The following is a 25,613-nucleotide window of genomic DNA, read 5'->3' as shown; positions in this document are numbered from 1 at the left end:
AGGGGGCGAGGGGGAAAGGGAGCCGATCTTCGTTGAATTCAAGAACGAGCTCGACGCAGAGTCTCAGGTCGGCGCATCTTCAACAAACACCTCGCCCAAGTCCCCTCTCCTTCTGGGAGAGGGTTAGGGTGAGGGCCGTCCCTGGAGAAACCGGATCGCAAGACAAAACAACACTCCCCAATCATCATCGTGTTGCCTGATACACAGCCATCGCGAGCAGGCTCACTCCTACAGTTTTGATCGGATGTATTCAGTGAGAAAACGGTCGGCTGTCAGGCCGCCTTCGCGAGCAAGCTCGCTCCCACAGAAAAGCAAAAAGCAAAAGCAATCCGCCTCCTGCTTTCACCACTCAATACAATGAGCGCAAGCTCGAGTAGCTTTTGATCCTGGAGCCCGTCGGCAGGCTGAGTGGAGGGATTGATCCGGGGGTGGGAGCGCAGCGACCGTCTGGCGCAGCCAGACACAGCGGAAGGAGGTGCAGCGAAGCAAACCGTAGCCGCTGCGCCCGGATCGATTCCGGAGCGAAGGAACCCCGAGCTCCAGCGAGCGGGCCGAACGTCAGGGCGAAGCCTTTTTGGGTACTTTTTCGGCGTCTGGAAAAAGTGCCTCGCCGTAAGGGCGAAACCGCCAGCCGCAACACCACCAAAAAAGGATATACACCCAAAAACCCCAAAGCATGGTCGGCCCAAAGGCCGCCAAGAACACAAAAAAAGCCCCACAACCGAAAACCAGTGTGGGGCGAAAAAATTGGTTGGTTGCGGCCAACCAAAGGAGCTCTGTCAAAACCCGTCAAGCGCTCAGATCAAATACACTCCTGAGCCGCCCGCTCAAAACTCGAAGGCAACAAATTCGACGCCAGCAAATGCCGCTCATAAATGAACACCTTGCCGCCCTTCCCCGCCTTGTACGCCTCCAGCACGTTATCCGCCGAGACCTTGCTCGGCACCACAATCCGATAACTGCGCTGACTCTGCGAAACCGTCGGATTCAACGCACTGTCCTGCAACTTCGGCACCACGCAATCGGCGTATTGCGCCGGCGTCTTGCTGGTCTGCAAGGTCAGGGTCGGATCGTTCGGCGCCGAAGCGCAACCGGCGAGCAACAGGGAAACAAAAGCCATGGCTGGCACGAATAAAGGACGCATGGAGTAAATCCTGAAAATAAAGGTTCGGTTCAACCGGCAACGGTTCGACTTCACGGCGCCGCCGTTGCCATTTACGTTTTAAGAATCAGCTCGACGCCACCAGGGCCTTGAGCGACACATCGAATTGCTTCAGCGCATTGAGTTGCAGGTCACGCTGCTGATTGATCTGCGCGGCGATTTGCGGCGCCGCCTGGTTGTGCACCCAGACCGAAGGCAACTCTTGCTCGATCGCCCCCTCGGCCTTGCCGATGTACTGCAGATCGGCGTCGTAGAACCGTGCAGAGAAGCGCGCCTCGACCAAACTGTTACGCTGAGTCAGCAAGCGGTTGAACGTGTCGAGCTTGACCACCACGTCCGGATGGGCCTGAACCAGCGCATCGAGGTTGTCGTAGACGGTCACCGAGACGAACTGCTGTTGCAGCGAACTCACCAGCCAGTCGAGGGCCAGTTCCGGGTCGGAGCTGCCGACAAAGGCGTCGCGGATTCGCGAGTCCAGTGCGTCTTTCGCACCGTTCAGCGCCATGTCGTGGTAGCGCTCCAGGTATTGCAGGTTCTGCAACGTGTTTTCGCTCAACAACACACCCACGGTCTGCGTGTGCTGCAACGCCGAGGCGCTGGCAGCGATGGGTTGCAGGTGACACGACCGGGCGTCGTCTGCGTAAGCCGGTGCGGTAACTACCCCGCCCATCAGCAGGGCGATGATTGCCAGTCGAGTCAGAATGTTCATCGCGCAATTTCCTTGAGCTGCGTCTTCGATGGAGGCGATTTTCCGCCGATCGCCGGCAAAGCAGAACTTGCGTTTCTTGATGGTCACTATTACTTCCAGCAATAGTTGCGCGTCGCGCAGACTGATGCACACTGAGCACATTCAAGAAAAATGATGAGGGTCTCGCCTTGAGAACGTTTGATCTGATCCGTGACGCCGTGCTGCCCGAATATCGCGATCGCGTAGCCGAATACCTGATGCAGTACGAAAGCATCCTGCTGGACAAAAACGCCCGCGATGCGCAATTGATCCGCGACACTGCCCAGCAACTGCGCGGTTATCTGCGCGGGCTCAACACCACGCGGGTGCTGGGCATGGCCTATTGGGAAGAGCTCGATCGCCGCGTGGTAGACACCTGGCTAAGCCCGCAAGAGTGACCGCTGGAGCGCCAGTGGTCTGCCCGGCAACACGCCCCCTGCGAAAAACCTGACCAAACGCTTACAATCGCAGGCCTATTGCCATACAGACAGGCCTGCCCGGAAATGCCGCTCGACCCGCCAACGATGCTGACCATCACGATCGCCCTCGCAGCCGCTGCCGCGCTGTACCTGGCGGTCGAGTGGCGCAGCATCCGTGAGCCTTCGCTACTGTTCTGGAGCGCCGGTTTCGCCACCATCACCATCGGTTCCACCCTCGCGCTGCTGCGCAGCAGCGGTTTTCTGCTGCTGGGCATCTGGTTCGCCAACGGCCTGCTGGTGACCGCGCATTTCTTTTTCCTGCTCGGTGTGGCGCGCTTCACCCAGACCCGACTGTCGCCGGCGTGGTACCTGATTTTCGCGACGTGGCTGATCATGTTGATGTTGCCGGACGGCCCGCTGTGGTCCAAGGCCATGCTGGTAGCCAACTCGCTGCTGGTGGCGATCCCGACACTCAAGGCCAGTTCGCTTCTGCGCCCGCACGGCAAGTCGTTGAGCGTTGGCGCGGTGCAATTGCGCTATGTGCTGCTCGGCCACGGCATCTTTTATGTGGCCAAGGCCCTGACCGTGGTGATCCCCGGCACGCTGATCGATCTGGCGGCGTTTCGTGGCGAGATCATTCAGATCTCGCTGGTCGAAGGCGCGATGGCGATCATGTTGATCGCCCTGTCGATGACCGGCACCGAGCGTTATCGCCGGGAAAAGCAAATCGCCCGCCTCGCCGAGCGCGATCCGCTCACGGCCCTCTACAACCGCCGCGCCCTGGAAAAACGCACGCCACGCCTGTTGGCCGGTGTCTCCGCGCAAAGACCGGGTGCGTTGCTGTTGATCGATATCGACAACTTCAAACTGGTCAACGACCAGTACGGGCATATCGCCGGTGATCGCTTGCTGATTGCTCTGAGCGAGATGATCCGCGCCCAGCTGCCGCCCCATGCGCTGACGGCGCGGCTGGGTGGCGACGAGTTTCTGATGCTGCTCAACAATGCCTCAGCCGAAGCTATCCTTGAACTGGGCAACGCCTTGCGCGAACAGTTTCTGGCCTTGGCGTCGCACACCTATCCCACGTCCGCTGCGGTGACTTTGAGCATCGGCGCCACCCTGTTCGACAAACCGCCGGCCAGTCTCGCGGCGCTGATCGAACTTGGCGACGCCGCGCTCTACGAGTCCAAACGCGGCGGACGCAACCGCTTGCGCCTGTCCGGCCTCGCCACTCCAGGATGACCCCAGCCATGTCCAGCCACGCCACCCCGCTGCAAGACCTCGCCGCCCCCGAAGGCGTTTGTTACGGCTGCGGCGGCCGCAATCCGCAAGGCCTGCACGTGAAAAGTCGTTGGGATGAGGACGGCAGCCACGTCATCGCCGAGCATCTGCCCGAAGCGCAATATTGCGGCTGGCCGGATCTGGTTTACGGCGGGCTGATTGCCATGCTGGTCGACTGTCACTCCAACTGGACCGCCATGGCCTGGCACTACCGCGCAGAAAACCGCGAAGCCGGCAGCCTGCCGCGCATCGACTGCGTCACCGGCAACCTTGGGATCAAGTTCATCAAGCCCACGCCGATGGGCGTACCGCTGCTCTTGCGTGCACGGGTCGAAGGTGAAGTCGGGCGCAAGACCCGGGTGATTTGCGAGGTGTATGCCGGGGAAGTGCTGACGGCAGTGGGTGATTCGGTGTTTGTGCGGGTGGATACGGGGCAGTTGGCGGATGCAGCGCATGGCCGCGAAAGCCAAAGCCCCTCACCCTAGCCCTCTCCCAAAGGGAGAGGGAACTGACCGAGGTGCTTGGTGCAGATACGCCGACCTGGGAAACCGAGCCGAACTCAAATCTTGAAAAAACCCTCACCCTAGCCCTCTCCCAGAGGGAGAGGGGATTGACCGAGGTGTCTGGTGGAAATAGGCCGACCTGGGAAACCGAGTCGAACACAAATTCTGAAAAGCTTGAAAATCGGCTCCCTCTCCCTCGGGAGAGGGCTGGGGTGAGGGGCTGCGGTTCAAGCCACGCAGCCACACTCAAGCCGAAAGCGAAACGTTCTGAGCAGCTTTTTAACGCGACAAAGCCGCCACACCCGCCCGCGCCGCATGCAGCTTTTTATAGCTTTCGATCAAGCGCAAATGCCGATCCAGCCCTTCCAGCTTCATGCTCGTTGGCGTCAAACCGTAAAAGCGCACACTGCCATTCACCGAACCAATCGCCGCATCCATACGCTCGTCACCAAACATCCGACGGAAGTTGGCCTCGTAGTCTTCCAACTCGAGATCCTCGTCCAGCTCCATCTCCAGCACCACATTCACAGCCTGATAGAACAAGCCGCGCTCAACGGTGTTGTCGTTGTATTGCAGGAATGCCTCAACCAGATCCTTGGCCTCGTCAAACTTCTGCAGCGCGAGGTAGATCAACAGGCGCAGTTCCAGAATCGTCAACTTGCCCCACGGTGTGTTGTCATCGAACTCGATGCCGATCAGCGTGGTGATATCGGTGTAGTCATCCTGCTCACTGCGTTCCAGGCCCTGGACCAGATTGCGCAGGCCAACCTTACTGAGGTTGTGCAGATTGAGGATGTCGGCGCGGAATTGCAGGGCTTTGTTGGTGTTGTCCCAGATCAGGTCTTCGACCGGGTAGATTTCCGAGTAATCCGGCACGAGGATGCGGCAGGCTTTGGCGCCGATGTGCTCGTAGACCGCCATGTAGACTTCCTTGCCCATGTCTTCGAGGATGCCGAACAGGGTCGCGGCTTCTTCGGCATTGGAGTTTTCGCCTTGGCCTGAGAAGTCCCATTCGACGAATTCGAAGTCTGGCTTGGCACTGAAGAAGCGCCACGACACCACACCGCTGGAATCGATGAAGTGCTCGACGAAGTTGTTCGGTTCGGTCACTGCCTGCCCCGAGAACGTCGGCTGCGGCAAGTCGTTGAGGCCTTCGAAGCTGCGGCCCTGGAGCAGTTCGGTCAGGCTGCGTTCCAGCGCGACTTCCAGGCTCGGGTGCGCGCCGAAGGAAGCGAAGACGCCGCCAGTGCGCGGGTTCATCAGGGTCACGCACATCACCGGGAATTCACCGCCCAGCGAGGCGTCCTTGACCAGCACCGGGAAGCCCTGCTCTTCCAGGCCCTTGATGCCGGCGAGGATGCTCGGGTATTTCTCCAGGACCTCTTGCGGTACGTCCGGCAGGGCCATTTCGCCTTCGAGGATTTCGCGTTTGACTGCGCGCTCGAAAATTTCCGACAGGCACTGCACCTGCGCTTCGGCCAAGGTGTTGCCGGCGCTCATGCCGTTGCTCAGGTAGAGGTTTTCGATCAGGTTGGACGGGAAGTACACCACTTCACCGTCCGACTGGCGCACGAACGGCAGCGAGCAGATGCCGCGCTGGGTGTTGCCGGAGTTGGTGTCGTACAGGTGCGAGCCACGCAGCTCGCCGTCGCGGTTGTAAATGCCGAGGGTGTAGTCGTCGAGAATCTCGCTTGGCAATTCGTCCTTCGGACCCGGCTTGAACCATTTCTCGTCCGGATAATGGACGAATTCGGCGTTGGCGATGTCTTCGCCCCAGAACTGGTCGTTATAGAAGAAGTTGCAATTGAGGCGCTCGATGAACTCGCCCAGCGCCGACGCCAGTGCGCCTTCCTTGGTCGCGCCCTTGCCGTTGGTGAAGCACATCGGCGAATGCGCGTCGCGGATGTGCAGCGACCAGACGTTGGGCACGATGTTGCGCCACGAGGCGATTTCGATCTTCATGCCGAGATCGGCAAGGATCTTCGACATGTTGGCGATGGTCTGTTCCAGCGGCAGGTCCTTGCCGGCGATGTAGGTGCCCGCCTGGGAATCGGACTGCGGCATCAACAAGGCCTGGGCATCGGCGTCGAGGTTGTCGACTTCTTCGATTATGAACTCGGGGCCGGTCTGCACCACTTTCTTCACGGTGCAACGGTCGATGGAACGCAGGATGCCCTGGCGATCCTTGTCCGAGATGTCGGCGGGCAATTCGACCTGGATCTTGAAGATCTGGTTGTAGCGGTTTTCCGGGTCGACGATGTTGTTCTGCGACAGGCGAATGTTCTCTGTCGGAATATTGCGCGTGTCGCAGTACAGCTTGACGAAGTAAGCCGCGCACAAGGCCGACGACGCCAGGAAGTAGTCGAACGGCCCCGGTGCCGAGCCATCGCCCTTGTAGCGAATGGGCTGATCGGCGATCACCGTGAAGTCGTCGAACTTGGCTTCAAGTCGAAGGTTGTCGAGAAAGTTGACCTTGATTTCCATGCGGGATTACCAGAATACGGCTAAACGAATGGCGGCCATTATCCGGTTTTTGTGCGGGAAGTCTCGCCCTTTCGGGATTCGCCGCTGGCCGGCGCTGCTGGAAATTCCAACGGATTCGCTACACTTTGAAAAAATCCAGGCGATACCAATAACAACAATCTGAACATTGTGCGCTCGCCATTGTTCTAGATTCAGAAGACACCGGATCAAGGACGAGCACATGGCCGTTACTCTCCCTGCGCAGCCAATCCCCACCCCGCAACGCGCCGTGACCCGGCGCCTGGCCATCGCCGTTGGCGCACTGTTCGTTGCGGGTGTCATCGCCGCGATCAGCACCTTGCTTGGCATCGCCAATACCCTTGACGCGAAGGATCTGGAACAGAACCAGTTCTATTCCGTGCGCGCCGTGGAAAACCGCATCACCGCGTCGAAAAACTACATCACCAGTTATGCCTACTGGACCCGCGCCTATGAAGCCTTGAGCGGGCCGATCGACGTCAACTGGGCCTATACCGAACAGAACATGGGCAAGACCCTGTTCACCAGCGACGGCTACGACGGCGTGTTCGTCCTCGATCGCAATCGCACCAAGTACGCGGTGATTCGCGGGCAGATGGTTGAAACCGACGTATCCAGCGTACTGCAAGCGCCCGCCTCGGCGCTGGTCGAGCAGGTGCTGAGTCAGCCTGATCTGACCAAGCCGATCAGCAGTTATTCATTGTTCGAAGGCTGGCCGGCGCTGATCACCGCTGCCGCGATCATTCCCAACGACGAGCGCCCGCTGGATGAACTGAGAAACACCTCGGTGCTGGTGTTCGTCGACAAGCTGACCCCGACCAAACTGCGCAAGATCGGCAGCGGTTATGGCCTGACGAATCTGACCCTGGTCCCGGACGGCACCATTGAGAAAGGCCATCCAAGCGTGCCCCTCGACAGCACCGGCTACAGTCTGGTCGCCGACCTGCAACGACCCGGCCAGCAATTGCTATGGACGCTGGTGCCGCCGCTCGGCGCGACGTTTCTGGTGCTGATGCTGCTCACCGCCTATTTTTTCCGCCATGCATTGCGCTCATCGCAATACGTCGATAACAGTATCCATGCCATGCAGGCCTCGAATCAGGCACTCGAGAAAGCCAATCATGCGCTCGAAGCCAGTGAAGAACGCTTTCGCGCCGTGGCCGAAGCGGCGTCGGACTGGATCTGGGAAGTTGATGATCAGTTGGCGCTGACCTATCTGTCGGCGCGCTTCAGCGAAGTCACCGGCTACCCGCAAGCCCTGTGGCTGGGCCAGGACATCGGCGAATTACTGACTTGCGACACCACGCCACTGGAGCTGTGGCTGCGCAAACTCAGCGAAGAAAACAGCGCCGGCGATTTGCGCTGTACTTATCGCGATCACTCCGGGCAGCCACGCCACTGCCGGCTCTCGGCGCGGCCGATTTTCGACAAGGACAGCGTCGTCGGCTATCGCGGTACTGCCAGCGATATCACCGACGAAGTCGCCGCCCATGCGCAGATCCAGCACCTGTCGATGCACGACGCCCTGACCGGTCTGCCCAACCGCAACAAACTGGCGCGTTATCTGGATGAAGTGCTGCTATTGAAAGAGCACTCGCCACCGCTGTCGCTGCTGATGATCGATCTGGACAACTTCAAACCGATCAATGATTCCCTCGGCCATCCTGCCGGTGACGCGGTTCTCCAGGAAGTCGCCACGCGCCTGCGCGAATGCACCCGCGAGCACGACCTCGTCGCCCGCCTCGGTGGTGATGAATTCGTCGTGGTGCTCAATGGCATGGACAGCCATAACGAGATCGACAAATTCTGCACACGGCTGATCGGCAGCCTGCATCAGCCGATCCTCTACGAACAGCATCCGCTGCATATCGGCGCCAGTGTCGGCATCGCCCTGAGTCGTCGACACGGTTTCGTCGCCAGCGATCTGATTCGCTACGCCGACATCGCGCTGTATCAGGCCAAATCCGACGGCAAGAACACCTGGTGCTACTTCGAAGCGCACATGAGCGACCAGATCCAGACGCGTCGGCAAATGGAAGATGACCTGCGCCATGCGCTCAAGCACAACGAGTTCGTCCTGCACTACCAGCCGCGCTACAAGGTCGACGGCAAGCACATCGTTTCGGTGGAAGCGCTGGTGCGCTGGCAGCATCCGACCCAGGGCTTGCTCGGGCCGGACGTGTTCATTCCGCTGGCCGAGCAGACCGACCTGATCGTCCCGCTGGGCCGCTGGGTGCTGCGCGAAGCCTGCGAAACCGCGCTGGAATGGCCCCATGACATTCTGCTGTCGGTCAACCTCTCGCCTGCGCAGTTCGCCCTCAGCGATGTCGTCGAGGATGTTCGTGAAGTGCTGGTGGATACGCGTTTCCCGGCCAGCCGTCTGGAGCTGGAGATCACCGAAAACGTGATGCTCAACGACACCGATGGCGCGCTGACCACCATGAATCAGCTCAAGGAGCTCGGCGTGCGTCTGAACATGGACGACTTCGGCACCGGTTATTCGTCGCTCGGTTACCTACGCGCCTATCCATTCGACGGGATCAAGATCGACAAACGCTTCATCGCCTCAATCAGCAGCGGCACCAACGACCGTGCCGTGGTGCAAGCGATCATCGGTCTGGGCAAAGCCATGGGGCTGACGGTGACGGCCGAAGGCGTCGAGACCGAGGAGCAACTGGCGATTCTCGGCAAGGATCAATGCAACGAGGTGCAGGGTTATTTCATGAGTCGGCCGATCGACAAGGCGGCTTTTGCTGATCTGCTACGAGCTTCGCGACTGTCGCTGGTGAGCAAAAAAGGTCGGGTAACGTGAATCTCAACCATCGTTGGCAACGCGCACCTTGCCGCTGAACACGCGGAAACCGAAGGTGTTGTAGGCCAGCGTGATGGGGATCAGCACGGCGAATCCGACCAGCATGAAGATCTGGCTGGTGGGGCTTGAGGCTGCTTCGCTCAAAGTCAGATCCGGCGGAATGATGAATGGATACAGCGCGACCAGCATCACCGCGAAAGCCAGCACGAAAACGCCCAGTGCGGCGAACAACGGCACGCAGTCAAAGCGCCCGTGAAAACCTTTGCTGAACCCCCATCCTAGAGCGCTGACGATCAGCCCTGCCGCCAACCACAGCCGGATATCGGCAAGCCGCCGGGCGTATTGCGGCTGCAACGTCGCCGTCCATGCGATCAGCACCAGCAATAACGCCACGACGACCAGCGACAGCACGCGAGCCTGGCGGGCCGAGTGCTGCTGCAATTCATCCAGGGTCCGCCAGTACAACCAGCACGTCCCCAGCCAGACGTACCCGAGCACCAGCACCAAACCGCAAAACACCGGGAACGGATTCAGCCAGTCGCGGCCATCGCCAATGTACTGACCGCCCTGATGCGCAACGCCTTGCACGAGAGTGCCGAGCACCATGCCCTGGACAAACCCGGTCAGCAGCGAAGCCAGGGCCAGCACGCCGTCGACGATGCGCTTGCGTCGTTCATTCGGTGCGTAATCGCGAAACTCCAGCGCCATGGCCCGCGCGATCAAGGCGAGGAACATCACGATAAAAGGCACGTACAAGGCCGGCAGCAAGATCGCATACGCCAGCGGAAACAACGCCAGCAGCCCGCCGCCGCCGAGCACCAGCCAGGTTTCGTTGGCGTCCCACACCGGCAGAATCGTCACCGCCATCGTCCGCCACTGCCGACTGCAACGCGCAAGCCCCATGAGCATGCCAACGCCCAGATCGGTGCCGTCGAGCACTACGTAGTTCATCACCGAGAACGCCAGTGCGGCAGCGCACAACAGCGTCAGCCAGTCGGTATCCATGTCTGCGACTCCTCAGTGCCCGGTTTCGTCGGCAAGGGTGGGCTGCGGCCCGGGTTGATCCTGCTGTGGCGGCTCGCGCAACAGGCGCAGCAACACCCACAGACCGATGCCGAAGATCAGCAGATAAAACAGCAGAATCAACCACGTCGCCCCGACGACTTGAGCCCTCGACACCGACGACAGACTGTCCGCCGTGCGCATTAATCCGTAAACGGTAAACGGCTGTCGCCCCACTTCGGTGACGACCCAGCCGCTGAGCATCGCCAGAAATCCGGCCGGCGCCAGCAGCACGCACGCGCCCAGCCAGCGACGCGCCGTGTACAGGCGATTACGTCGGCGCAGGATCAGGCTGACCACGCCCTGCCCAAGCATCAACAGTCCCAGCCCGACCATCAGCCGGAACGCGAAAAACACCGGCGCCACGGGCGGGATGTCCTTAGCCGGGAACTCATCAAGCGCAGCGATGGTGCTGGTCAGATCATGCTGCAGGTAGAGGGAGCCGATGCGAGGAATGGCGACTTCCCAATTGTTGCTCCGCTCGTCCATATCCGGCCATGCGAACAGGCGCAGTGGCTCCCCCGCGCCCTCTGGCGGGCGCGTCCATGAGCCTTCGATGGCCGCCACTTTCTGCGGCTGGGCGTGCAAACTGTGCCGGCCATGCAGATCCCCGACAACAATCTGCACCGGCATCAGCAGCGCAATCACCCACAGCGCCATGGAGAATTGCAGGCGAGCACGCGGGTTTTCCCGGGCCTGGCGCAATTGCCGGGCGCTGATCCCGGCAATCAGCGTCGCGCTGCCGATGAACACGGCGAGCAGCATGTGCGCCAAGCGATAGGGGAACGAAGGATTGAAGATGATTGCCCACCAGTCCTCAGCGAGGAAACGCCCGTCCGCGCCAATCGAATAGCCGGCGGGGGTTTGCATCCATGAGTTGGCGGAAAGAATCCAGAACGCGCTGATCAGCGAGCCCACCGCCACCGCACACGTGGCAAAAAAGTGCAGACGCGGGCCAACCTTCTTCAGGCCGAACAGCATGATGCCGAGAAATCCCGCTTCGATGAAAAATGCCGCCATCACTTCATAGAACATCAGCGGGCCGAGGACATCACCGGCCTGCACCGACAGCCGCGACCAGTTGAGGCCGAACTGATACTCCAGAATCAATCCCGACGCCGTGCCCACTGCGACATTTAGCGCAAACACTTTGAGCCAGTAGCGATAGACATCCAGATAAACCTGGCGCCCGGTCCTCAACCACAACGCTTCCAGCACCATGAGGAAATTCGCCAGACCGATGCTGAACGCCGCCAGCACGATGTGGAAACTGATCGTGATCGCAAACTGGGCGCGGGCCGCCATCAGGGCCGAATCAACAGGCTCCATCCATCAGCCGCTGTAGAACACAGCCAGCTTGTTGCCTTCAGGATCGCGCAGATAGGCCACGTAAAAGTCCGGCGTATAGGCTTCGCGCGTGCCCGGCGGTCCTTCATTGCTGCCGCCACTGTCGAGCCCGGCCTTGTGCACCTGATCGACCTGGTGCCGCGAGTCGGCGCGAAACGCCGGCATCATGCCGTTGCCCGGGGTCGCCGGCTCACCATTGAACGGTTGCGAGATGTGCACACTCCCGGGCCCGTTGGACTTGTCGGCGCAATCGGGCAAGTAGAAACAGTAGTGTTCTTCACGGTCATGCCGGTAGCCAAGCGGCGTCAGGATCGCCTTGTAAAAAGCCGCCGAACGCTCGACATCGTTGGCGCCGATAAACAGATAACTGAGCATGGGATCTCCTCCGATGGCAGCTGTCAGCGCTGTGGCTGTTCCTCGTTCAGGGTAAAAACATTGCCGGCGTCACGCACCAATTGGCGCCATTCGGCACTGGTGATCAGGCCTTGCTCCTCCATCTGATCCGCAGCCTTGAGCAACTCGTCATACTGCTGTTCCGGATCCAGATCGCCCTCGGCCTGCTCCGCCATCCTGCGCCATGCCGCCAGTGATGCCTTCTTTTGCTGATCGAACATACGGGTATCTCCTGAGGGACTTACCCGGTAGAAAAAACAGCGCGACAGAGGTTCAGGGCAGACGACGGATGGACGGTTGATACGCAAAACCTTGTAGGAGTGAGCCTGCTCGCGATAGCGGTATATCGGTCAAATTAAATTTGAATGCTCCTCCGTCATCGCGAGCAGGCTCACTCCCACAGAAAAGCAAAATCAAAAGATCGCAGCCTTCGGCAGCTCCTACAGTTGGTCGCGTACAACCTCAAGAACAGGTCGGCTGTCAGGCCGCCTTCGCGAGCAGGCTCGCTCCCACAAAAGCAAAGCAGCGCAGCTGCCCGCGGCGAAGCCGCCCCACTCAACAATGAGCGCAAGCTCGAGTGCTTTTGATCTTGCTTTTGATCCACCGGCGACGTCGGAAGGCTGAGTGGAGGGATTGATCCGGGCGTGGGAGCGCAGCGACCGTTCGACGAAGTCGAACACAGCGGAAGGAGGTGCAGCGAAGCAAACCGTAGCCGCTGCGCCCGGATCAGTCCCGTAGCGAAGGTACCCGAGCCTGCGAGGACCGAACGTAGGAGCAAGCCTTTTCGGTTACCTTTTTGGCGTCTGAAAAAGGTGACTCGCCGTAAGGGCGAAACCGCCAGCCGCAACACCGCAAAAAACGGATATTCACCCAAACCAACCAAAGCCTGGTCGGCCCAAAGGCCGCCAAGCCCCAAAAAACCCGCAAATGTCAAAACCGCTCCGCCACCCGCTTGTACGGATAATCCGGCTCCCGATACTTGCCCGGCTTCTGCCGTTTCGGCAACTCGACCTTGTCGCGCTTGACCTCTTCATAGGGGATGCGACTGAGCAGATCAGTGATGATGTTCAGCCGTGCACGACGCTTGTCATTGGAGTCGGCAACCCTCCACGGCGCCCAATCGGTATCGGTATGCTTGAACATCTCGTCCCGCGCCCGTGAGTAGTCATACCAGCGACTGTAGGATTTCAGATCCATTGGTGTCAGTTTCCAGGTCTTGCGCCCGTCATTGATTCGCGCTTCGAGCCGGCGGGTCTGTTCCTCCGGACTGACCTCAAGCCAGTACTTGAGCAGGATCACCCCCGAATCGACGATGGCGTTCTCCACCCAAGGGATCGACTTGAGAAACTTGTCGGCCTGTTCTTCCGTGCAAAAGCCCATGACCCGTTCGACGCCGGCGCGGTTGTACCAACTGCGGTCGAAAATCACCACCTCACCGCCCGCCGGCAGATGCGGCAGGTAGCGCTGCACATGCATCTGGCTCTTTTCGCGATCGGTTGGCGCCGGCAGTGCCATTACGCGGAACACCCGTGGGCTGACGCGTTCCGTGATCGCCTTGATCACCCCGCCCTTGCCTGCACCGTCGCGGCCTTCGAAAACAATACACACCTTGACACCTTTGGCGATGACCCACTCCTGCAGCTTGACCAGTTCAATGTGCAGCTTGCGCAGCTGTTGCAGATAGTCCTTGTTTTTCAAGCGTGGACGTTCGATTACCTTCGCGGGTTTCTTCTTGTCTTTCGCCATGAACCTGTCCTCGCGCTTCAACAGCCCGCTGAATTTGTTTATTGACCCGATGGCCCTGATCCGTGAGGTTAGTTCACGCCCGGTTGTTTGCCATCGCCGGGCAAAAAAGCCCTGTCGCCATGTGTTTCCTGGGTTTGTTCCGACGTCGCACTGTTCATTGCCCGATCCCCTGTTTGCTGGAGTTTTTTCGATGCCGTCGTCCAAATCATTGCCCACTGCCCTGCTCGGTCTGGCCCTGGCCTGCCCGGTGATGGCCGAGACCCAAGGTCTGGAGCTGGGGCAAGTGCTGATTTCGGCAGATCAGCGCAGTGGCAGCGATGCAGCGGTCGAAGAAGCGCGGGAACGCCTTGAGCAGGTTCCCGGCGGCGCCAACGTGGTCGACATGCGCCAGCCGTTGCAGGGACGTGTTGCCAGCAATCAGGATGTGCTGGCCTATCAGCCGGGGGTGTATGCACAGTCGGCGGGCAACGAAGGCGTGAAGATTTCCATCCGTGGTTCAGGCATCAACCGCGCGCCCGGCGCCCACGCCTCGGGGCTGTACACGATGCTGGATGGCTTGCCCCTCACCGGCCCCGGCGGCACACCGTATGAATTGCTCGAGCCACTGTGGGTCGAGCATGTCGAAGTTCTGCGCGGCGCCAATGGCTTCGATCGCGGTGCGCTGGCGCTGGGCGGCGCTATCGATTACGTCAGCCACACCGGTTACACCGCGCCGAAACTGCAAGTGCGTTACGCCACCGGCAGCCATGGCTATCAGCAGCGCCAGGTCAGCTCCGGGCAAGTGCTGGGCGATTTCGATTATTACGTGTCCCTGACCGATGCCAACGCCGACGGCTATCAGGACCACACCGCCAGCGAGAGCAAAGGCCTGATCGCCAACTTCGGCTATCGCTTCAACCCGAATCTGGAAACCCGCTTCTACTTTCGCTATCGCGAAACCGACAACGACCTCGCCGGTCGCGTGACCAAGCATTCCATCGAACACAGCCCACGGGCAGCCAATCCGGCGTATGTGGCCCGCGATGACAGCCGCAAGCAGCCCGGCAGCACCTTCATCGGCAACAAGACCACGTTCTACCTCGATGACGATTCGAGCATCCAGACCGGCCTCGCCTACCACGACTACCCGATGGATCTGCGCGAAGGCCCCAACCGGCTGAAGGTGGCATATACCGATGTCAGCGGCACCTTCGACTACAAACGCCGCGACACCCTGTTCGGCATGGAAAGCCGCAGCAATATCGGCCTGCGCGTGACCAAGCACCTGCCCAACGATGGCGCCAGCGAGTTCGTGCGCATCCCGAGTGGCAACACCGCCAGCTATGCCCCGGGCACGCGGATGCGTAATTTCACCTATCAGGGTTCGGATACCGTGCTGCATTTCGGTAACGACCTGGAAATTGCCGACGACCTCTGGCTGACCACCGGCCTCGCCGCCATCTACACCCGCCGCGAAAGCGCCGTGACCTATCCGCAGGGCGGCGGCAAAACCAGTCTCAGCGACTGGGACTATGCACCGCGCACCGGCCTGCGCTATCAGATCACCCCCGACGTGCAAGTGTTCGGCAACCTCAGCCGCTCCGTCGAAGCACCGCACCCGTGGTCGCTGATCTACAGCTCCAACGTGCGCTTCCCTGCCGGCAATGGCGCCGCCACCGGCACCCAGCGCGACCCGGTCGAACTGCAAAACCAGACTGCAACCACTCTGGAAATCGGTGGCCGGGGCGACAGCCATTTGGGCGAATGGAGCCTGGCCTGGTACTACGCGCAAGTTCGTCACGAACTGCTCTCGGTACTGCCGGACGCCAACGCCGTCACGCCGTACGAACTCAACGCCAGCCCGACCGTGCACCAAGGCATCGAAGCCAGCCTCAACAGCCAACTCTGGACCGCCGCCGACGGCCGCCAGTTGAGCTTGCGCCAGGCCTACACCTTCAGCGACTTCCACTACCGCGACGACGAACGCTTCGGCGACAACCGCCTGCCGGGCCTGCCAATGCATTATTACCAGGGCGAACTGCGTTACGACTGGCCGCAGGGCTTCTTCGCCGCCGTGAACACACAATTGGTGTCCAAAGTTGCCTTGGACTACGCCAACAGCTACTACGCCGACCCTTACGCCCTGTTCGGCGCCACCCTGGGCTACAACGCGCCGAAGGGCGACTGGCAAGGCTGGGTCGACATGCGCAACCTGACCGGCAAGCGTTATGCGGCAACGGTCACCCCGGGGTATGACGACAAAGGTCTGGATGCTGCGCGGTCGACCCCGGGTGAAGGGATGGGGGTTTATGTTGGGGTTTCGTGGAGTTTGCTATAAGACCCAACGCGAGGTTCAAATGTGGGAGCGAGCCTGCTCGCGAAAACGGTGTACCAGTCGTGAATTATTCGACTGACACGACGCCTTCGCGAGCAGGCTCGCTCCCACAGTTGGCTTTGTGGTGCTGGTTAGAAGGGCGCAGGATTCAAATCTCTGGACGAGAATCATCGTGACAGCAGGTCTCCTCGACTGATCAGACAACCATCACTCTCCATAGAAAATAACGGATTAATCTCATGGACACGTCCCAAGAAAACCCATTGGAAACATCACTCCGGCTGGCCGCGGACGAACCCGCGCATCGCCCTGACTTCTATCGCACCCTGCTGGATTCCACTGTCTACATCCTCGGCACCGCCGGTGCGGCGCAAGGTCATGTCAATCTCGAAGCCGGCAGCAACATCAGCATCGCTCATTGGCAGAAGCCCGATGGCACGCCGGTCATTCCGTTCTTCTCCTCGCTGCCAACGCTGCAACAATCCATCGACAGCGAGCAGAGCTATGTGGAGATACCGGCACGATCATTGTTCGAAATCACGCTGGGCGCGCTGCTCTTTCTGAATCCTAAGTCGCCGTACGGCAAGGAATTCCTTCCGGATGAAGTGCAACGCCTGCTCTCAGGCGAAATCGGCCGGCCCGCCACGCAGCGTACCGTCGAAAAAGAAACCAACGTCTTGCTTGGACAGCCTTCGGACTACCCATCGACGATGGTCCATTCGCTCTCGCAATTGCTGGCCAAACACGCCAATGTGAAACGCGCATTCCTGGCGCTGATGCACGACGCCTCGGTTGATGAAAAACCGCACCTGATCGTCGGCATCGAAGCGGATGGCGATATCGAGCAGGTCATGCGCGAGGCCGGCAATGTCGCTGGGGATACAGCCCCTGATGGCGGGCCGGTTGATTTTTGCCGCGTGCTGACGGGACAAGCCGGGCTGAGTGATTACTTCCTCAGGGAGACCAAACCGTTCTACGAGCGCAAGTCACCGAGCAAGCTGCGTTCGTTCTTTGGCTTTGGTTGACAGTCGCCTGCAGGCCGCTTGATCAGGTGGCCAGTGGTCGATTCTGATGAGCGTAACCTTGGATTCTCTCAACCCGCCCTCATAACAGTGGGTATCCCCACATCGTCTCGAGAGGAAGCACACACCATGACCACTCAAACCGAAACTGCCATTCTCGCCGGCGGCTGCTTCTGGGGCATGCAGGATTTATTGCGCCGCTACCCGGGCGTGCTGAAAACCCGCGTCGGTTACACCGGCGGCGATGTGCCGAATGCGACCTATCGCAACCACGGCAACCACGCCGAAGCCATCGAGATTGAATTCGATCCGGCGGTAATCAGCTACCGGCAGATCCTCGAGTTCTTCTTCCAGATCCACGACCCGAGCACGCCCAACCGTCAAGGCAACGATCTTGGCCCGAGCTACCGGTCGGCGATCTACTACCTCAGCGACGAGCAGCGTGCCGTCGCCGAAGACACCGCTGCCGATGTCGACGCCTCGAAGCTGTGGCCGGGCCGTGTGGTAACCGAAATCGAACCGGCCGGGCCGTTCTGGGAAGCGGAACCCGAGCATCAGGATTACCTGGAGCGGATTCCGAATGGCTACACTTGCCATTTCATCCGGCCTAACTGGAAACTGCCGAAGCGCGGTTGAAGAAACTGCTGGCGGGGTTCAATGCCCCGCCACCACCGAAGCTTCTACAGAGCGCGGGCCCGACTTGAAACCGTGGGCCCGGGCACCCCAGGCAATGGCGAAGGCGATAGCGACCAGTGCCAGCATGGCCCACGGAAATGAGGCAACGCCCCACTGATCGAGCAGCACGCCGCCGACGACACCGCTGCCAGCGATCGCGCTGTTCCACGCCACTACATTCAACGACAAGGCGACATCCGCTCCGTTGCCCGCCGCGTCAGCCAGCGCCGTTTGCAACAGCGTCGCCGCGCCGCCGAACGTCAAACCCCATACCGCCACGCCGAGATAAATCACCTCTGGGTTGCGTCCGCCAAAACCCAGCGCCACGCAGACCGCGGCAAAGGTCGCCAAACTCAGCAGAACAGTCGAGCGCAGCAGCGGCTCGACCAGCTTCGCCGTCAGCCATATCCCGACCAGCGCGGCGATGCCGAAGATCAACAACACCACATCCACCCGCTCGGCCATGCCCGCCGGCGCCACGAACGGAGCGATATAGGTGTAGAGAATGTTGTGCGCCAGCATCCAGCTGATCACCACTGCAAGCACAGGACGCACGCCCGGGGTAGTCAAGACTTTGCTCAGCGATAGGCGTTGATGGGCCGGCTGCGGCGGGTAGTCGGGCACTTTCACCAGCACCCAGACGATCAGTACCAAGGTCAGCGCCGACATCAGGCCGAATGTAGTGCGCCAACCGACCAGCCCACCGAGCCACGTACCCAGAGGCACGCCCAGCGACAGCGCAATCGGTGTGCCGACCATCGCCAGTGCCAACGCCTTGCCCTGCTGTTCGGGCTCAACCATGCGTCGCGCATAGCCGGCCAACAGACTCCATGCCAAACCCGCTGCAACCCCGGCGAAGAACCGCGCGACCAGCGTAACGCCGTAGTGCGACGACAGCGCGGTAATCGAATTGAACAGCAGGAAACCGACAATCGTCAGCAGCAGCACGTTGCGGCGCCGCCAGCCCCGGGTGGCGATGGTCATCGGGATCACCGCCAGTACGGAACCCAATGCGTACGCGGTAACCATTTGCCCGGCCATGGACGGCGAAATCGCCAGGCCTTCACTGATCAACGGCAACAGGCCCGCCGGCAGGGTTTCGGTGACGATGCAGATGAAGCCAGTCATGGCCAGCGCCAGCAAAGCGCCGATGGGCAGACCTTTTGGCGTAGCCGTTAACGTGATTGAAGGTGTCACTGGAAGCTCCTCGAAAAACCGACTCAGATTTAAATACCGATCGATCTAGATCCTGAGGGTGCATGCGCAGCGTTGTCAACAATTTCTGTATCGACTAGTCTTTATATTAAATCAATGAGGAGTCAGGTCATGGCGAGAACCGGTCGCCCCCGTCAGTTTGATCGCGACGACGCCGTCGATCAGGCTTTGCAACTGTTCTGGCAACACGGCTACGACGCGACATCGCTGGCCCAATTGAAGGCAGGCCTGGGTGGCGGTATCTCTGCACCTAGCTTCTATGCCGCGTTCGGTTCCAAGGAAGCGTTGTTCGATGAATGCGTGCAGCGTTATTTAACCACCTATGCGCAAGTCACCGAGTGCCTGTGGGACGACAGCCTGCCACCACGCCAGGCGATCGAGACCGCTTTGCGCCAGTCGGCACGCATGCAGTGCGACGACACACACCCCAAGGGCTGCATGGTTACCCTCGGCGTCATGAGCGCACCGAGCCCGGAAACCGCCCATGTGGCGCAAGCCCTGACCCACTCAAGGCAGCGCACCCGTGCCGGCATTCAAGCCTGCGTCGAACGCGCTGTGAATGCCGACGAGCTGGCCAGCGGCACAAGTGCGGCGGCGATGGCGACGGTATTCGACAGTTTCCTGCAGGGCATATCCATCCTCGCCAGAGACAACACCGCGCTGGATAACATTGATGCTGCTATCACTCAGGTCATGCAAACCTGGGACATTGCCGTCACGCGTAAGGCGGATTGATCAAATCACAAATGCACCGGTGCCACCGGCGCCGAACCCGGCTCCGGCACATCGACATTGACCTTCAGTGCAATCAGCAGCGCGGCCAGCAACATCAGAATTCCAGCCGCTACAAACACGCCATTGATACCGCTGAAACTGAACACCGAACCGCCGGCGGCGGCGCCTGCGGCAATCGCCGACTGCACCGATGCGACCACCATGCCGCCCGCGCTTTCGGCCTGATCGGGTATCGAGCGCGCCACCCAGTTCGACCATGCGACCGGCACGCCACCAAAGGCCATCCCCCACAGCGCCAGAAGCAAAGCCTGCCCGTTGACCGACGCCGGTAACCCGACCAACGCCAGAGCAGCAACGCCCACCAACACTGGCATCAGCACCAACGTTGCCCTTGGATTGCGCTGCAACAGCCAGCCGGCGAACAGCGTGCCGGCAAAGTTCGCCACGCCGAAACCAAGGAGCATCAGTGCCAGCATCTGCGGGCCGACGCCGGTGGTGCTTTCCAGAAATGGCCTGATATAGGTGAACAACGCGAAATGGCCGGTATGCACCAATACACAGCCGAACATGCCGACGGCAATGCCCGGACGCAGCAACACCTCAAGCACCGTACGCAGGCGTGACGGACGATGCGGCGCCAGACTGGGTAGCGTGAACATCTGAAAGACCAGCGTCACCACGCCCACCGCTGCTGCTGCGAAAAACGCACTGCGCCAGCCAAACTGGCCGCCGAGATAGCTGCCCAACGGCACCGCCACCACGGTACCCACGGCGATCCCGCTGAAGATGATCGACAACGCGCGGGGCAGCAGCGCCGCCGGCACCAGGCGCATCGCCACGGCCGCCGCCATGCTCCAGAATCCGCCCAGAGCTATGCCCAAAAGGATGCGCATGATCAGCAACACTGCGAGGCTGGACGACAGCGCCACCAGCAGATTCGAAGCAATCATCAGTGCCGAAAAGCCGAGTAATACCAGGCGCCGATCAAGGCTGCGCGTCAACCCGGGCACCAGCAATCCGGCAAACAGCGCGACCACCGCAGTCACCGTCACCGCTTGCCCTGCCAGCGCTTCGCTGACGCCGAGATCGAGCGCCATCGGCGTCAGCAGGCTGGCCGGCAGATATTCCGCCGTGAGCAGACCAAATACGCCCATCGCCAGTGAAAACACCGCCATCCACGCAGGCACCAGCGGCTCCCCGTCAGTTCGCCCATCACCTACACGTTCATTCATTTCAAGACTCCCTCGGACATTTCGAGAGGGCAGTCTATTGGCGACAAACCGGATGATCTATGATGCGCAGTCTTGAACTTTTGATCGAAACCCCGAACATGAGCAGCACCGATCCTTTTTCACTGTCATCAGACCTGATCACTGAATTGCTGCGCAGCATGCGTTTGCGTGGCGTGCAATATCGTCGGATCCACGCTGGTCCGCCGTATGGTCTGGGTTTCAGCGACAAGCCCGGCCATGCGTATTTCCACTTCGTCGCCGCTGGATCGACGGTATTGCGACTGGAGGACGGCAGCCTGTACGAGTTGTCAACAGGCAATGCGGTATTCATTGCTCATGGTGCACCGCACCAGTTGCTGTCACACGCCGGAGCTGAAGTGCAGGACATTGACAGCGCCGTCGCCGCACCGCTCGGCGACACGGTCTGCGCGGTGCGGGTCGGACACAGCGCCGATTCGCCCGATAGCGCCCTGCTCTTTAGTGGCTGTATGGAGTTCGAACTCGGCAGCCTGCAAGGCCTCGGTCGGCTGATGCCGGGTCTTATGCTGATCGACGCTGGCGGCCAGCGTTATCCGGGACTTATGCCAATCCTTGCGACCATGGAACGCGAAGTCAGCGCAGCGCGCATTGGCTTCGCCGGCATTCTCGCGCGCCTTGCCGACGTAGTGGCGGCAATGATTGTTCGCGGCTGGGTCGAATGCGCTTGCGGCAATGCCTCCGGTCTCGTCGCCGCCCTGCGCGACCCTCGCCTGGCGCAGGCCTTGCTGGCCCTGCACCAACAACCGGGGCGCGACTGGAGCGTCGCCGAACTCGCAACGCTGTGCAACACCTCACGCTCGGTCTTCGCCGAACGTTTCCAGAGCACCCTCGGCACCCCGCCGCTGCGCTACGCCACCGAACTGCGCATGCGCTTGGCCAGTCAGTGGCTGACCCTGGAAAGACTGCCGATCGAAGAAGTGGCGCAGCGCCTGGGCTACACCTCTCAAGCGGCATTCAGTCGTGCGTTCAAGCGGATAACGGGAAGCTCACCGGGAGCGAGTCGGCGCCAGCGCGCACCATAAGAATTGCATTAACAGAGCGGCAATGAATCCGAGCCGCCCTCACCGCTGGATTTTGTCCAGCCCCGCGCCCACCCGCTCAGCAGCCTGCAAATCCCCACGCGCCTCCAACTCCTGCGCCACTTGCCGCAACTGCTCAACCGTCAATCCCACATTCAGACTGATCTTCAAATGCGACTCCAGCTGTGATTCCACCCCAGCCATTGCCGCCAGTGCGCCGACAGTCGCCAGTTCCCGATCCGTCCATGCCAGATTGTCACGGGCGAAGATGTCACCGAACAAGTGCACCTTCAAAAACTGATCGATTGCCGGGGCGAATTCGAACAGTGGGCCGGACACTGGCGCGCCGACCAGGCGGGTCTGATTGTCGGTGCCGAGTTCGGTGAGCACATATCCCGACGGAACCGGACCCGGCTCGCGTCCCGGCACGTCTTCGATGCCCCGAGCAGCGCGTTCCTGCAAAACCTTCATCAGCAATGACAAGGCGTTGAGGCTGCGCGGGAACCCGGCGTAGGCGTACAGCTGCACCAGAATTTCCTTGGTCTCGCTGATGCTCAGCCCGGCATCGAGACCACGATTGAGTGCGTCGTGCAAACGCGGCATGTCGCCGATGGCAGCGTTGGCGGCAATCGGGGCGATCGCCAGTTGTTCAAGCGTCAGAGGCTGTTCTTTCATGATCGGTTTCTCCGGTGATCGGGAAGGATTGGCGCAGAGGGGATTCACGCAGGCTGCACTGGCGAGGACCGCGCAGCCGAGGGCGACGATGCGCAGAAGACGCCCTTGATTTAACGATTTCTGGTTCATCAATGACTCTCCTCACTCATGCAGAGTGAACGTCACCCGTACATCGCCACGCCCCAAGACTTCGGCCAAGTCCTGCGGCCGGTCGATGCGTCCAAGACGCGAATAGCGGTAGGACGAATCGAAGGTTTTATAGAAGACCACCAACGTATCGTCGCCATACAAAAGGAAATCGCCGTTGTGGATCGTGCCCGGCCGGTAGGGCTGGGTGGGCAATGGCGGCTGCACGGTGGCGTATTTTTCATTGCCGTGCAGGTCGGTCATGTCCAGGCTCAGCGGCAATCGCGTGAGCAATTGCCGCGTACTCGGGTTGTCATCCAGAGCAATGGCAAAACGCTGTTCTCCGACGGTCATCCACATCGTGCTGGCCTCCATAGCGGTCGGTGCAGACAGAGCAACGGGCAGCCATGCCATCAGTACGAATCCCTTCCAGCCGTTGGCAAAAGTCCGCATCGCTTTGCTCCGTCGCGTTGAAAGTTACTTCAGGTTGCTCTTGAAGAACTGCGTCAGCTTGGCAAAAGGAATCAGCTCGACCCGGTCGTACAGATCGACATGGCCGGCATTCGGCACGATCACCAGTTCTTTCGGCTGCCCCGCCAACCGGAATGCCTCTTCGCTGAACTCACGGGAGTGCGCGTCGGCACCGGCAATAAACAACATCGGGCGCGGCGAGATGCTCTCGATATCGACGAACGGATAGAAGTTCATGAACTTGGTGTTGCTGCTCAGCGTCGGACGCGTGGTCTGTTGCGGCGTCGAGCTGGCCGGGGTGAATTCGCCGCGCGGGGTGCGGTAGAAATCGAAGAATTCACGCTGGATCGGGTGGGTGTCGGCTTTCAGTTCCAGCACCGTGCCGCCGGTGTATGCGACCTTGCCGCCAGTGAACTCGGCGTAACGCTGCTCTGCCGCTTGCGCAATGATCTGCTTGCGCTGCGCAAGGCTTTGCGAGTGCTTGAGGCCATCACGGTTGGCCGCGCCCATGTCGTACATGCTGACGGTGGCGATGGCTTTCATGCGTGGGTCGATTTTCGCCGCGCTGATCACGAAGCTGCCGCTACCGCAGATGCCCAACACGCCGATGCGCTCGCGGTCGATGAATGGCCGTGTGCCGAGGTAATCGACGGCCGCGCTGAAGTCTTCGGCATACATGTCCGGCAACACAGCGTTGCGCGGCGCGCCCTCGCTTTCGCCCCAGAACGACAGATCCAGCGATAGGGTGACAAAGCCCTGCTCTGCCAGTTTCTGCGCATACAGATTGGCGCTCTGCTCCTTTACCGCGCCCATCGGATGGCCAACGATAATCGCCGCGCTTCGGGCTGCCGGGTCGAGTCCTTTAGGGACAAACAGGTTGCCGACCACGGTGAGTTGATATTGGTTTTTGAAGCTGACCTTCTGCGCGGTCACCTTGTCGCTTTGGAAGAAATTGTCGGCACCGTGGGACATGTCAGCTCCGAATGCAGTAAATGAACTCAGGAGAAACCCGAGCAGTATGAACAGTCGTTTCATGGGGGGCGTCCTTGATCGAGAAGCCAGGCGTGGCCGGGATGGAGGTATTGTTGCGCAGGCGCGAGGCTTTGATTAGCTAATGAGTGCTTAATGCGGTTATAAACGCTGCTAATCAATAAACCTGAGCATTGCGCCATGGCCAAACCCAACTTCAATGACCTGCTCGCCTTCGTCACCGTTGCCCGCAGCGGCAGCTTCACCCGCGCGGCGGTGCAACTTGGCGTGACGCAGTCGGCGGTGAGCCAGGTAGTCTCGGCGCTGGAAGCGCGCCTGAAAATTCGCCTGCTGACCCGCACCACACGCAGCGTGTCACTGACGGCGGCCGGCGAACGCTTGCTGCACACCGTGGGCCATCGTTTCGATGAAATCGAAGCCGAGCTGGACGCGCTGACCGAGTTGCGCGACAAGCCCGCCGGTACGGTGCGCATCACCTGCGGCGACAACATCATCAAGACCACTCTGCTGCCCAAGCTGACTCCGCTGTTGTTGCAGTACCCGGACATCAAGCTCGAGTTCGATATCAACTACGGTTTCCGTGACATCGTTGCCGATCGCTTCGATGCCGGCGTGCGTTTCAGCGATACCGTCGCCCAGGACATGATCGCCGTACCGATCGGCCCGCCGCTGCGCATGGCCGTCGTCGCCTCGCCCGGCTACTTTGCCCGGCATCCCGCCCCGCAACATCCGCGCGATCTGGCGGCACACCTTTGCATCGACATCCGTTTTCCGACCTACGACGGTGTCGATGCCTGGGAATTCGAGCGGCAGGGCAAAAAGCTGAAAGTGCGGGTCGACGGCCAACTGGTGTTCAACTCCACCGTGCACATCGCCGACGCCGCTGTGAACGGGCTGGGGATTGCCTACTTGCCTGAAGACGAGTTCGGTGCGCATCTGGCCGAAGGGCGTTTGGTCAGAGTGCTGGAAGACTGGTGCGAACCGTTCGGTGGTTTCCACCTCTACTACCCCAGCCGCCGCCAACCATCGCCGGCGTTTTCACTGGTGGTGGAAGCGTTGCGAGTGGAGAGAGATCCAGCCCCGTTGTAGGAGCGAGCCTGCTCGCGATAGCGTCGGCACATCCAATAGAGTAAGTTCCTGACCCAG

23 protein-coding genes are annotated in these 25,613 nt (G+C 60.4%); 10 read left to right on the top strand and 13 right to left on the bottom strand.

Translation table 11 applies throughout. The annotated features are described in order from the left end of the window. Positions 1-802: 802 nt before the first annotated feature. Both F8N49_RS09215 and F8N49_RS09210 read right to left on the bottom strand, forming a co-directional pair. Complete coding sequence (locus F8N49_RS09215) at positions 803-1,144, bottom strand: hypothetical protein (protein WP_076563236.1); 342 nt, start codon at positions 1,142-1,144, stop codon at positions 803-805. Positions 1,145-1,229: 85 nt separating this feature from the next. Next, entirely contained in the window at positions 1,230-1,871 is a 642-nt protein-coding gene (locus tag F8N49_RS09210; protein ID WP_122751421.1) for a class II glutamine amidotransferase, read from the bottom strand. 167 nt (positions 1,872-2,038) lie between these two features. Here F8N49_RS09210 and F8N49_RS09205 point away from each other — a divergent pair, with 167 nt between their 5' ends. The 3 genes from F8N49_RS09205 to F8N49_RS09195 all read left to right on the top strand — a co-directional run bounded on the left by F8N49_RS09205 (position 2,039) and on the right by F8N49_RS09195 (position 4,074). Beyond that, positions 2,039-2,287 carry a hypothetical protein gene (locus F8N49_RS09205; protein WP_016774432.1) on the top strand — a complete coding sequence of 83 codons (249 nt, stop codon included), beginning with the start codon at positions 2,039-2,041 and terminating at the stop codon, positions 2,285-2,287. Positions 2,288-2,392: 105 nt separating this feature from the next. Beyond that, complete coding sequence (locus tag F8N49_RS09200; RefSeq protein WP_073474876.1) at positions 2,393-3,550, top strand: GGDEF domain-containing protein; 1,158 nt, start codon at positions 2,393-2,395, stop codon at positions 3,548-3,550. Positions 3,551-3,558: 8 nt separating this feature from the next. Continuing rightward, on the top strand, positions 3,559-4,074 hold the full coding sequence (locus F8N49_RS09195) for a PaaI family thioesterase (RefSeq protein ID WP_151551192.1): 516 nt from the start codon (positions 3,559-3,561) through the stop codon (positions 4,072-4,074). Between the two features lie 297 nt (positions 4,075-4,371). Here F8N49_RS09195 and F8N49_RS09190 read toward each other — a convergent pair whose 3' ends face one another. Further along, positions 4,372-6,576 (bottom strand): OsmC domain/YcaO domain-containing protein, encoded by a 2,205-nt coding sequence (locus F8N49_RS09190; protein WP_016774429.1) that lies wholly within the window; start codon positions 6,574-6,576, stop codon positions 4,372-4,374. Between the two features lie 220 nt (positions 6,577-6,796). Between F8N49_RS09190 and F8N49_RS09185 the strand changes: the two genes are divergently transcribed. Next, positions 6,797-9,406, top strand: a complete 2,610-nt coding sequence (locus tag F8N49_RS09185) for an EAL domain-containing protein (RefSeq protein ID WP_151551189.1) — start codon at positions 6,797-6,799, stop codon at positions 9,404-9,406. Positions 9,407-9,409: 3 nt separating this feature from the next. Here F8N49_RS09185 and cydB read toward each other — a convergent pair whose 3' ends face one another. From cydB to ppk2, 5 genes are all read right to left on the bottom strand, one after another. After that, positions 9,410-10,411 (bottom strand): cytochrome d ubiquinol oxidase subunit II, encoded by a 1,002-nt coding sequence (gene cydB, locus F8N49_RS09180; RefSeq protein ID WP_151551187.1) that lies wholly within the window; start codon positions 10,409-10,411, stop codon positions 9,410-9,412. 12 nt (positions 10,412-10,423) lie between these two features. Next, a complete protein-coding gene (locus F8N49_RS09175) occupies positions 10,424-11,797 on the bottom strand; it encodes a cytochrome ubiquinol oxidase subunit I (RefSeq protein ID WP_151551186.1) in 1,374 nt (457 codons plus the stop codon). Positions 11,798-11,800: 3 nt separating this feature from the next. After that, a complete protein-coding gene (locus tag F8N49_RS09170) occupies positions 11,801-12,190 on the bottom strand; it encodes a VOC family protein (protein ID WP_122507046.1) in 390 nt (129 codons plus the stop codon). A 23-nt stretch (positions 12,191-12,213) separates the two neighbouring features. Next, entirely contained in the window at positions 12,214-12,429 is a 216-nt protein-coding gene (locus tag F8N49_RS09165) for a hypothetical protein (RefSeq protein ID WP_016774424.1), read from the bottom strand. Positions 12,430-13,138: 709 nt separating this feature from the next. Beyond that, positions 13,139-13,954: a polyphosphate kinase 2 gene (gene ppk2, locus F8N49_RS09160; protein ID WP_151551185.1), complete on the bottom strand. Its 816-nt coding sequence runs from the start codon at positions 13,952-13,954 to the stop codon at positions 13,139-13,141. A gap of 190 nt (positions 13,955-14,144) precedes the next feature. Here ppk2 and F8N49_RS09155 point away from each other — a divergent pair, with 190 nt between their 5' ends. The 3 genes from F8N49_RS09155 (at position 14,145) to msrA (ending at position 17,926) form a co-directional block, all read left to right on the top strand. Further along, entirely contained in the window at positions 14,145-16,271 is a 2,127-nt protein-coding gene (locus F8N49_RS09155) for a TonB-dependent receptor domain-containing protein (RefSeq protein ID WP_151551184.1), read from the top strand. Between the two features lie 236 nt (positions 16,272-16,507). Continuing rightward, complete coding sequence (sseB, locus tag F8N49_RS09150) at positions 16,508-17,293, top strand: enhanced serine sensitivity protein SseB (RefSeq protein ID WP_151551183.1); 786 nt, start codon at positions 16,508-16,510, stop codon at positions 17,291-17,293. A 126-nt stretch (positions 17,294-17,419) separates the two neighbouring features. After that, positions 17,420-17,926: a peptide-methionine (S)-S-oxide reductase MsrA gene (gene msrA / locus F8N49_RS09145; RefSeq protein ID WP_151551182.1), complete on the top strand. Its 507-nt coding sequence runs from the start codon at positions 17,420-17,422 to the stop codon at positions 17,924-17,926. Between the two features lie 18 nt (positions 17,927-17,944). Here msrA and F8N49_RS09140 read toward each other — a convergent pair whose 3' ends face one another. Beyond that, positions 17,945-19,162 carry an MFS transporter gene (locus F8N49_RS09140; RefSeq protein ID WP_016774419.1) on the bottom strand — a complete coding sequence of 406 codons (1,218 nt, stop codon included), beginning with the start codon at positions 19,160-19,162 and terminating at the stop codon, positions 17,945-17,947. A 129-nt stretch (positions 19,163-19,291) separates the two neighbouring features. On the opposite strand from F8N49_RS09140, the gene F8N49_RS09135 reads away from it, so the two are divergent. Beyond that, the gene (locus F8N49_RS09135; RefSeq protein WP_016774418.1) at positions 19,292-19,915 is read left to right on the top strand and encodes a TetR/AcrR family transcriptional regulator; all 624 of its coding nucleotides are present in this window, start codon (positions 19,292-19,294) and stop codon (positions 19,913-19,915) included. A gap of 5 nt (positions 19,916-19,920) precedes the next feature. On the opposite strand, the gene F8N49_RS09130 is transcribed toward F8N49_RS09135, so the two are convergent. After that, on the bottom strand, positions 19,921-21,147 hold the full coding sequence (locus tag F8N49_RS09130) for an MFS transporter (protein WP_151551181.1): 1,227 nt from the start codon (positions 21,145-21,147) through the stop codon (positions 19,921-19,923). A 62-nt stretch (positions 21,148-21,209) separates the two neighbouring features. On the opposite strand from F8N49_RS09130, the gene F8N49_RS09125 reads away from it, so the two are divergent. Further along, entirely contained in the window at positions 21,210-22,208 is a 999-nt protein-coding gene (locus F8N49_RS09125; RefSeq protein ID WP_151551196.1) for an AraC family transcriptional regulator, read from the top strand. A 39-nt stretch (positions 22,209-22,247) separates the two neighbouring features. On the opposite strand, the gene F8N49_RS09120 is transcribed toward F8N49_RS09125, so the two are convergent. The 3 genes from F8N49_RS09120 to F8N49_RS09110 all read right to left on the bottom strand — a co-directional run bounded on the left by F8N49_RS09120 (position 22,248) and on the right by F8N49_RS09110 (position 24,512). Next, the gene (locus tag F8N49_RS09120; protein ID WP_256675417.1) at positions 22,248-22,880 is read right to left on the bottom strand and encodes a carboxymuconolactone decarboxylase family protein; all 633 of its coding nucleotides are present in this window, start codon (positions 22,878-22,880) and stop codon (positions 22,248-22,250) included. Positions 22,881-23,021: 141 nt separating this feature from the next. Next, the gene (locus tag F8N49_RS09115; RefSeq protein WP_071172002.1) at positions 23,022-23,459 is read right to left on the bottom strand and encodes a cyclophilin-like fold protein; all 438 of its coding nucleotides are present in this window, start codon (positions 23,457-23,459) and stop codon (positions 23,022-23,024) included. Between the two features lie 24 nt (positions 23,460-23,483). Further along, positions 23,484-24,512, bottom strand: coding sequence for an alpha/beta hydrolase (locus F8N49_RS09110; RefSeq protein ID WP_024012672.1), 1,029 nt, complete (start codon positions 24,510-24,512; stop codon positions 23,484-23,486). 135 nt (positions 24,513-24,647) lie between these two features. Between F8N49_RS09110 and F8N49_RS09105 the strand changes: the two genes are divergently transcribed. After that, positions 24,648-25,556 (top strand): LysR family transcriptional regulator, encoded by a 909-nt coding sequence (locus tag F8N49_RS09105; RefSeq protein WP_151551179.1) that lies wholly within the window; start codon positions 24,648-24,650, stop codon positions 25,554-25,556. Positions 25,557-25,613 lie beyond the last annotated feature (57 nt).

Source organism: Pseudomonas sp. GXM4, assembly GCF_008923895.1.
Lineage (GTDB): Bacteria > Pseudomonadota > Gammaproteobacteria > Pseudomonadales > Pseudomonadaceae > Aquipseudomonas > Aquipseudomonas atacamensis.
This window is presented reverse-complemented; position numbering and strand designations above follow the sequence as displayed.

Coding starts and splice junctions, on each gene's coding strand:
- F8N49_RS09215 (WP_076563236.1), bottom strand. CDS start 1,144: ATGCGTCCTTTATTCGTGCCAGCCATGGCTTTTGTTTCCCTGTTGCTC.
- F8N49_RS09210 (WP_122751421.1), bottom strand. CDS start 1,871: ATGAACATTCTGACTCGACTGGCAATCATCGCCCTGCTGATGGGCGGG.
- F8N49_RS09200 (WP_073474876.1), top strand. CDS start 2,393: ATGCCGCTCGACCCGCCAACGATGCTGACCATCACGATCGCCCTCGCA.
- F8N49_RS09195 (WP_151551192.1), top strand. CDS start 3,559: ATGTCCAGCCACGCCACCCCGCTGCAAGACCTCGCCGCCCCCGAAGGC.
- F8N49_RS09190 (WP_016774429.1), bottom strand. CDS start 6,576: ATGGAAATCAAGGTCAACTTTCTCGACAACCTTCGACTTGAAGCCAAG.
- F8N49_RS09185 (WP_151551189.1), top strand. CDS start 6,797: ATGGCCGTTACTCTCCCTGCGCAGCCAATCCCCACCCCGCAACGCGCC.
- cydB (WP_151551187.1), bottom strand. CDS start 10,411: ATGGATACCGACTGGCTGACGCTGTTGTGCGCTGCCGCACTGGCGTTC.
- F8N49_RS09175 (WP_151551186.1), bottom strand. CDS start 11,797: ATGGAGCCTGTTGATTCGGCCCTGATGGCGGCCCGCGCCCAGTTTGCG.
- F8N49_RS09170 (WP_122507046.1), bottom strand. CDS start 12,190: ATGCTCAGTTATCTGTTTATCGGCGCCAACGATGTCGAGCGTTCGGCG.
- F8N49_RS09165 (WP_016774424.1), bottom strand. CDS start 12,429: ATGTTCGATCAGCAAAAGAAGGCATCACTGGCGGCATGGCGCAGGATG.
- ppk2 (WP_151551185.1), bottom strand. CDS start 13,954: ATGGCGAAAGACAAGAAGAAACCCGCGAAGGTAATCGAACGTCCACGC.
- F8N49_RS09155 (WP_151551184.1), top strand. CDS start 14,145: ATGCCGTCGTCCAAATCATTGCCCACTGCCCTGCTCGGTCTGGCCCTG.
- sseB (WP_151551183.1), top strand. CDS start 16,508: ATGGACACGTCCCAAGAAAACCCATTGGAAACATCACTCCGGCTGGCC.
- msrA (WP_151551182.1), top strand. CDS start 17,420: ATGACCACTCAAACCGAAACTGCCATTCTCGCCGGCGGCTGCTTCTGG.
- F8N49_RS09135 (WP_016774418.1), top strand. CDS start 19,292: ATGGCGAGAACCGGTCGCCCCCGTCAGTTTGATCGCGACGACGCCGTC.
- F8N49_RS09130 (WP_151551181.1), bottom strand. CDS start 21,147: ATGAATGAACGTGTAGGTGATGGGCGAACTGACGGGGAGCCGCTGGTG.
- F8N49_RS09125 (WP_151551196.1), top strand. CDS start 21,210: ATGCGCAGTCTTGAACTTTTGATCGAAACCCCGAACATGAGCAGCACC.
- F8N49_RS09120 (WP_256675417.1), bottom strand. CDS start 22,880: ATGAAAGAACAGCCTCTGACGCTTGAACAACTGGCGATCGCCCCGATT.
- F8N49_RS09115 (WP_071172002.1), bottom strand. CDS start 23,459: ATGCGGACTTTTGCCAACGGCTGGAAGGGATTCGTACTGATGGCATGG.
- F8N49_RS09110 (WP_024012672.1), bottom strand. CDS start 24,512: ATGAAACGACTGTTCATACTGCTCGGGTTTCTCCTGAGTTCATTTACT.
- F8N49_RS09105 (WP_151551179.1), top strand. CDS start 24,648: ATGGCCAAACCCAACTTCAATGACCTGCTCGCCTTCGTCACCGTTGCC.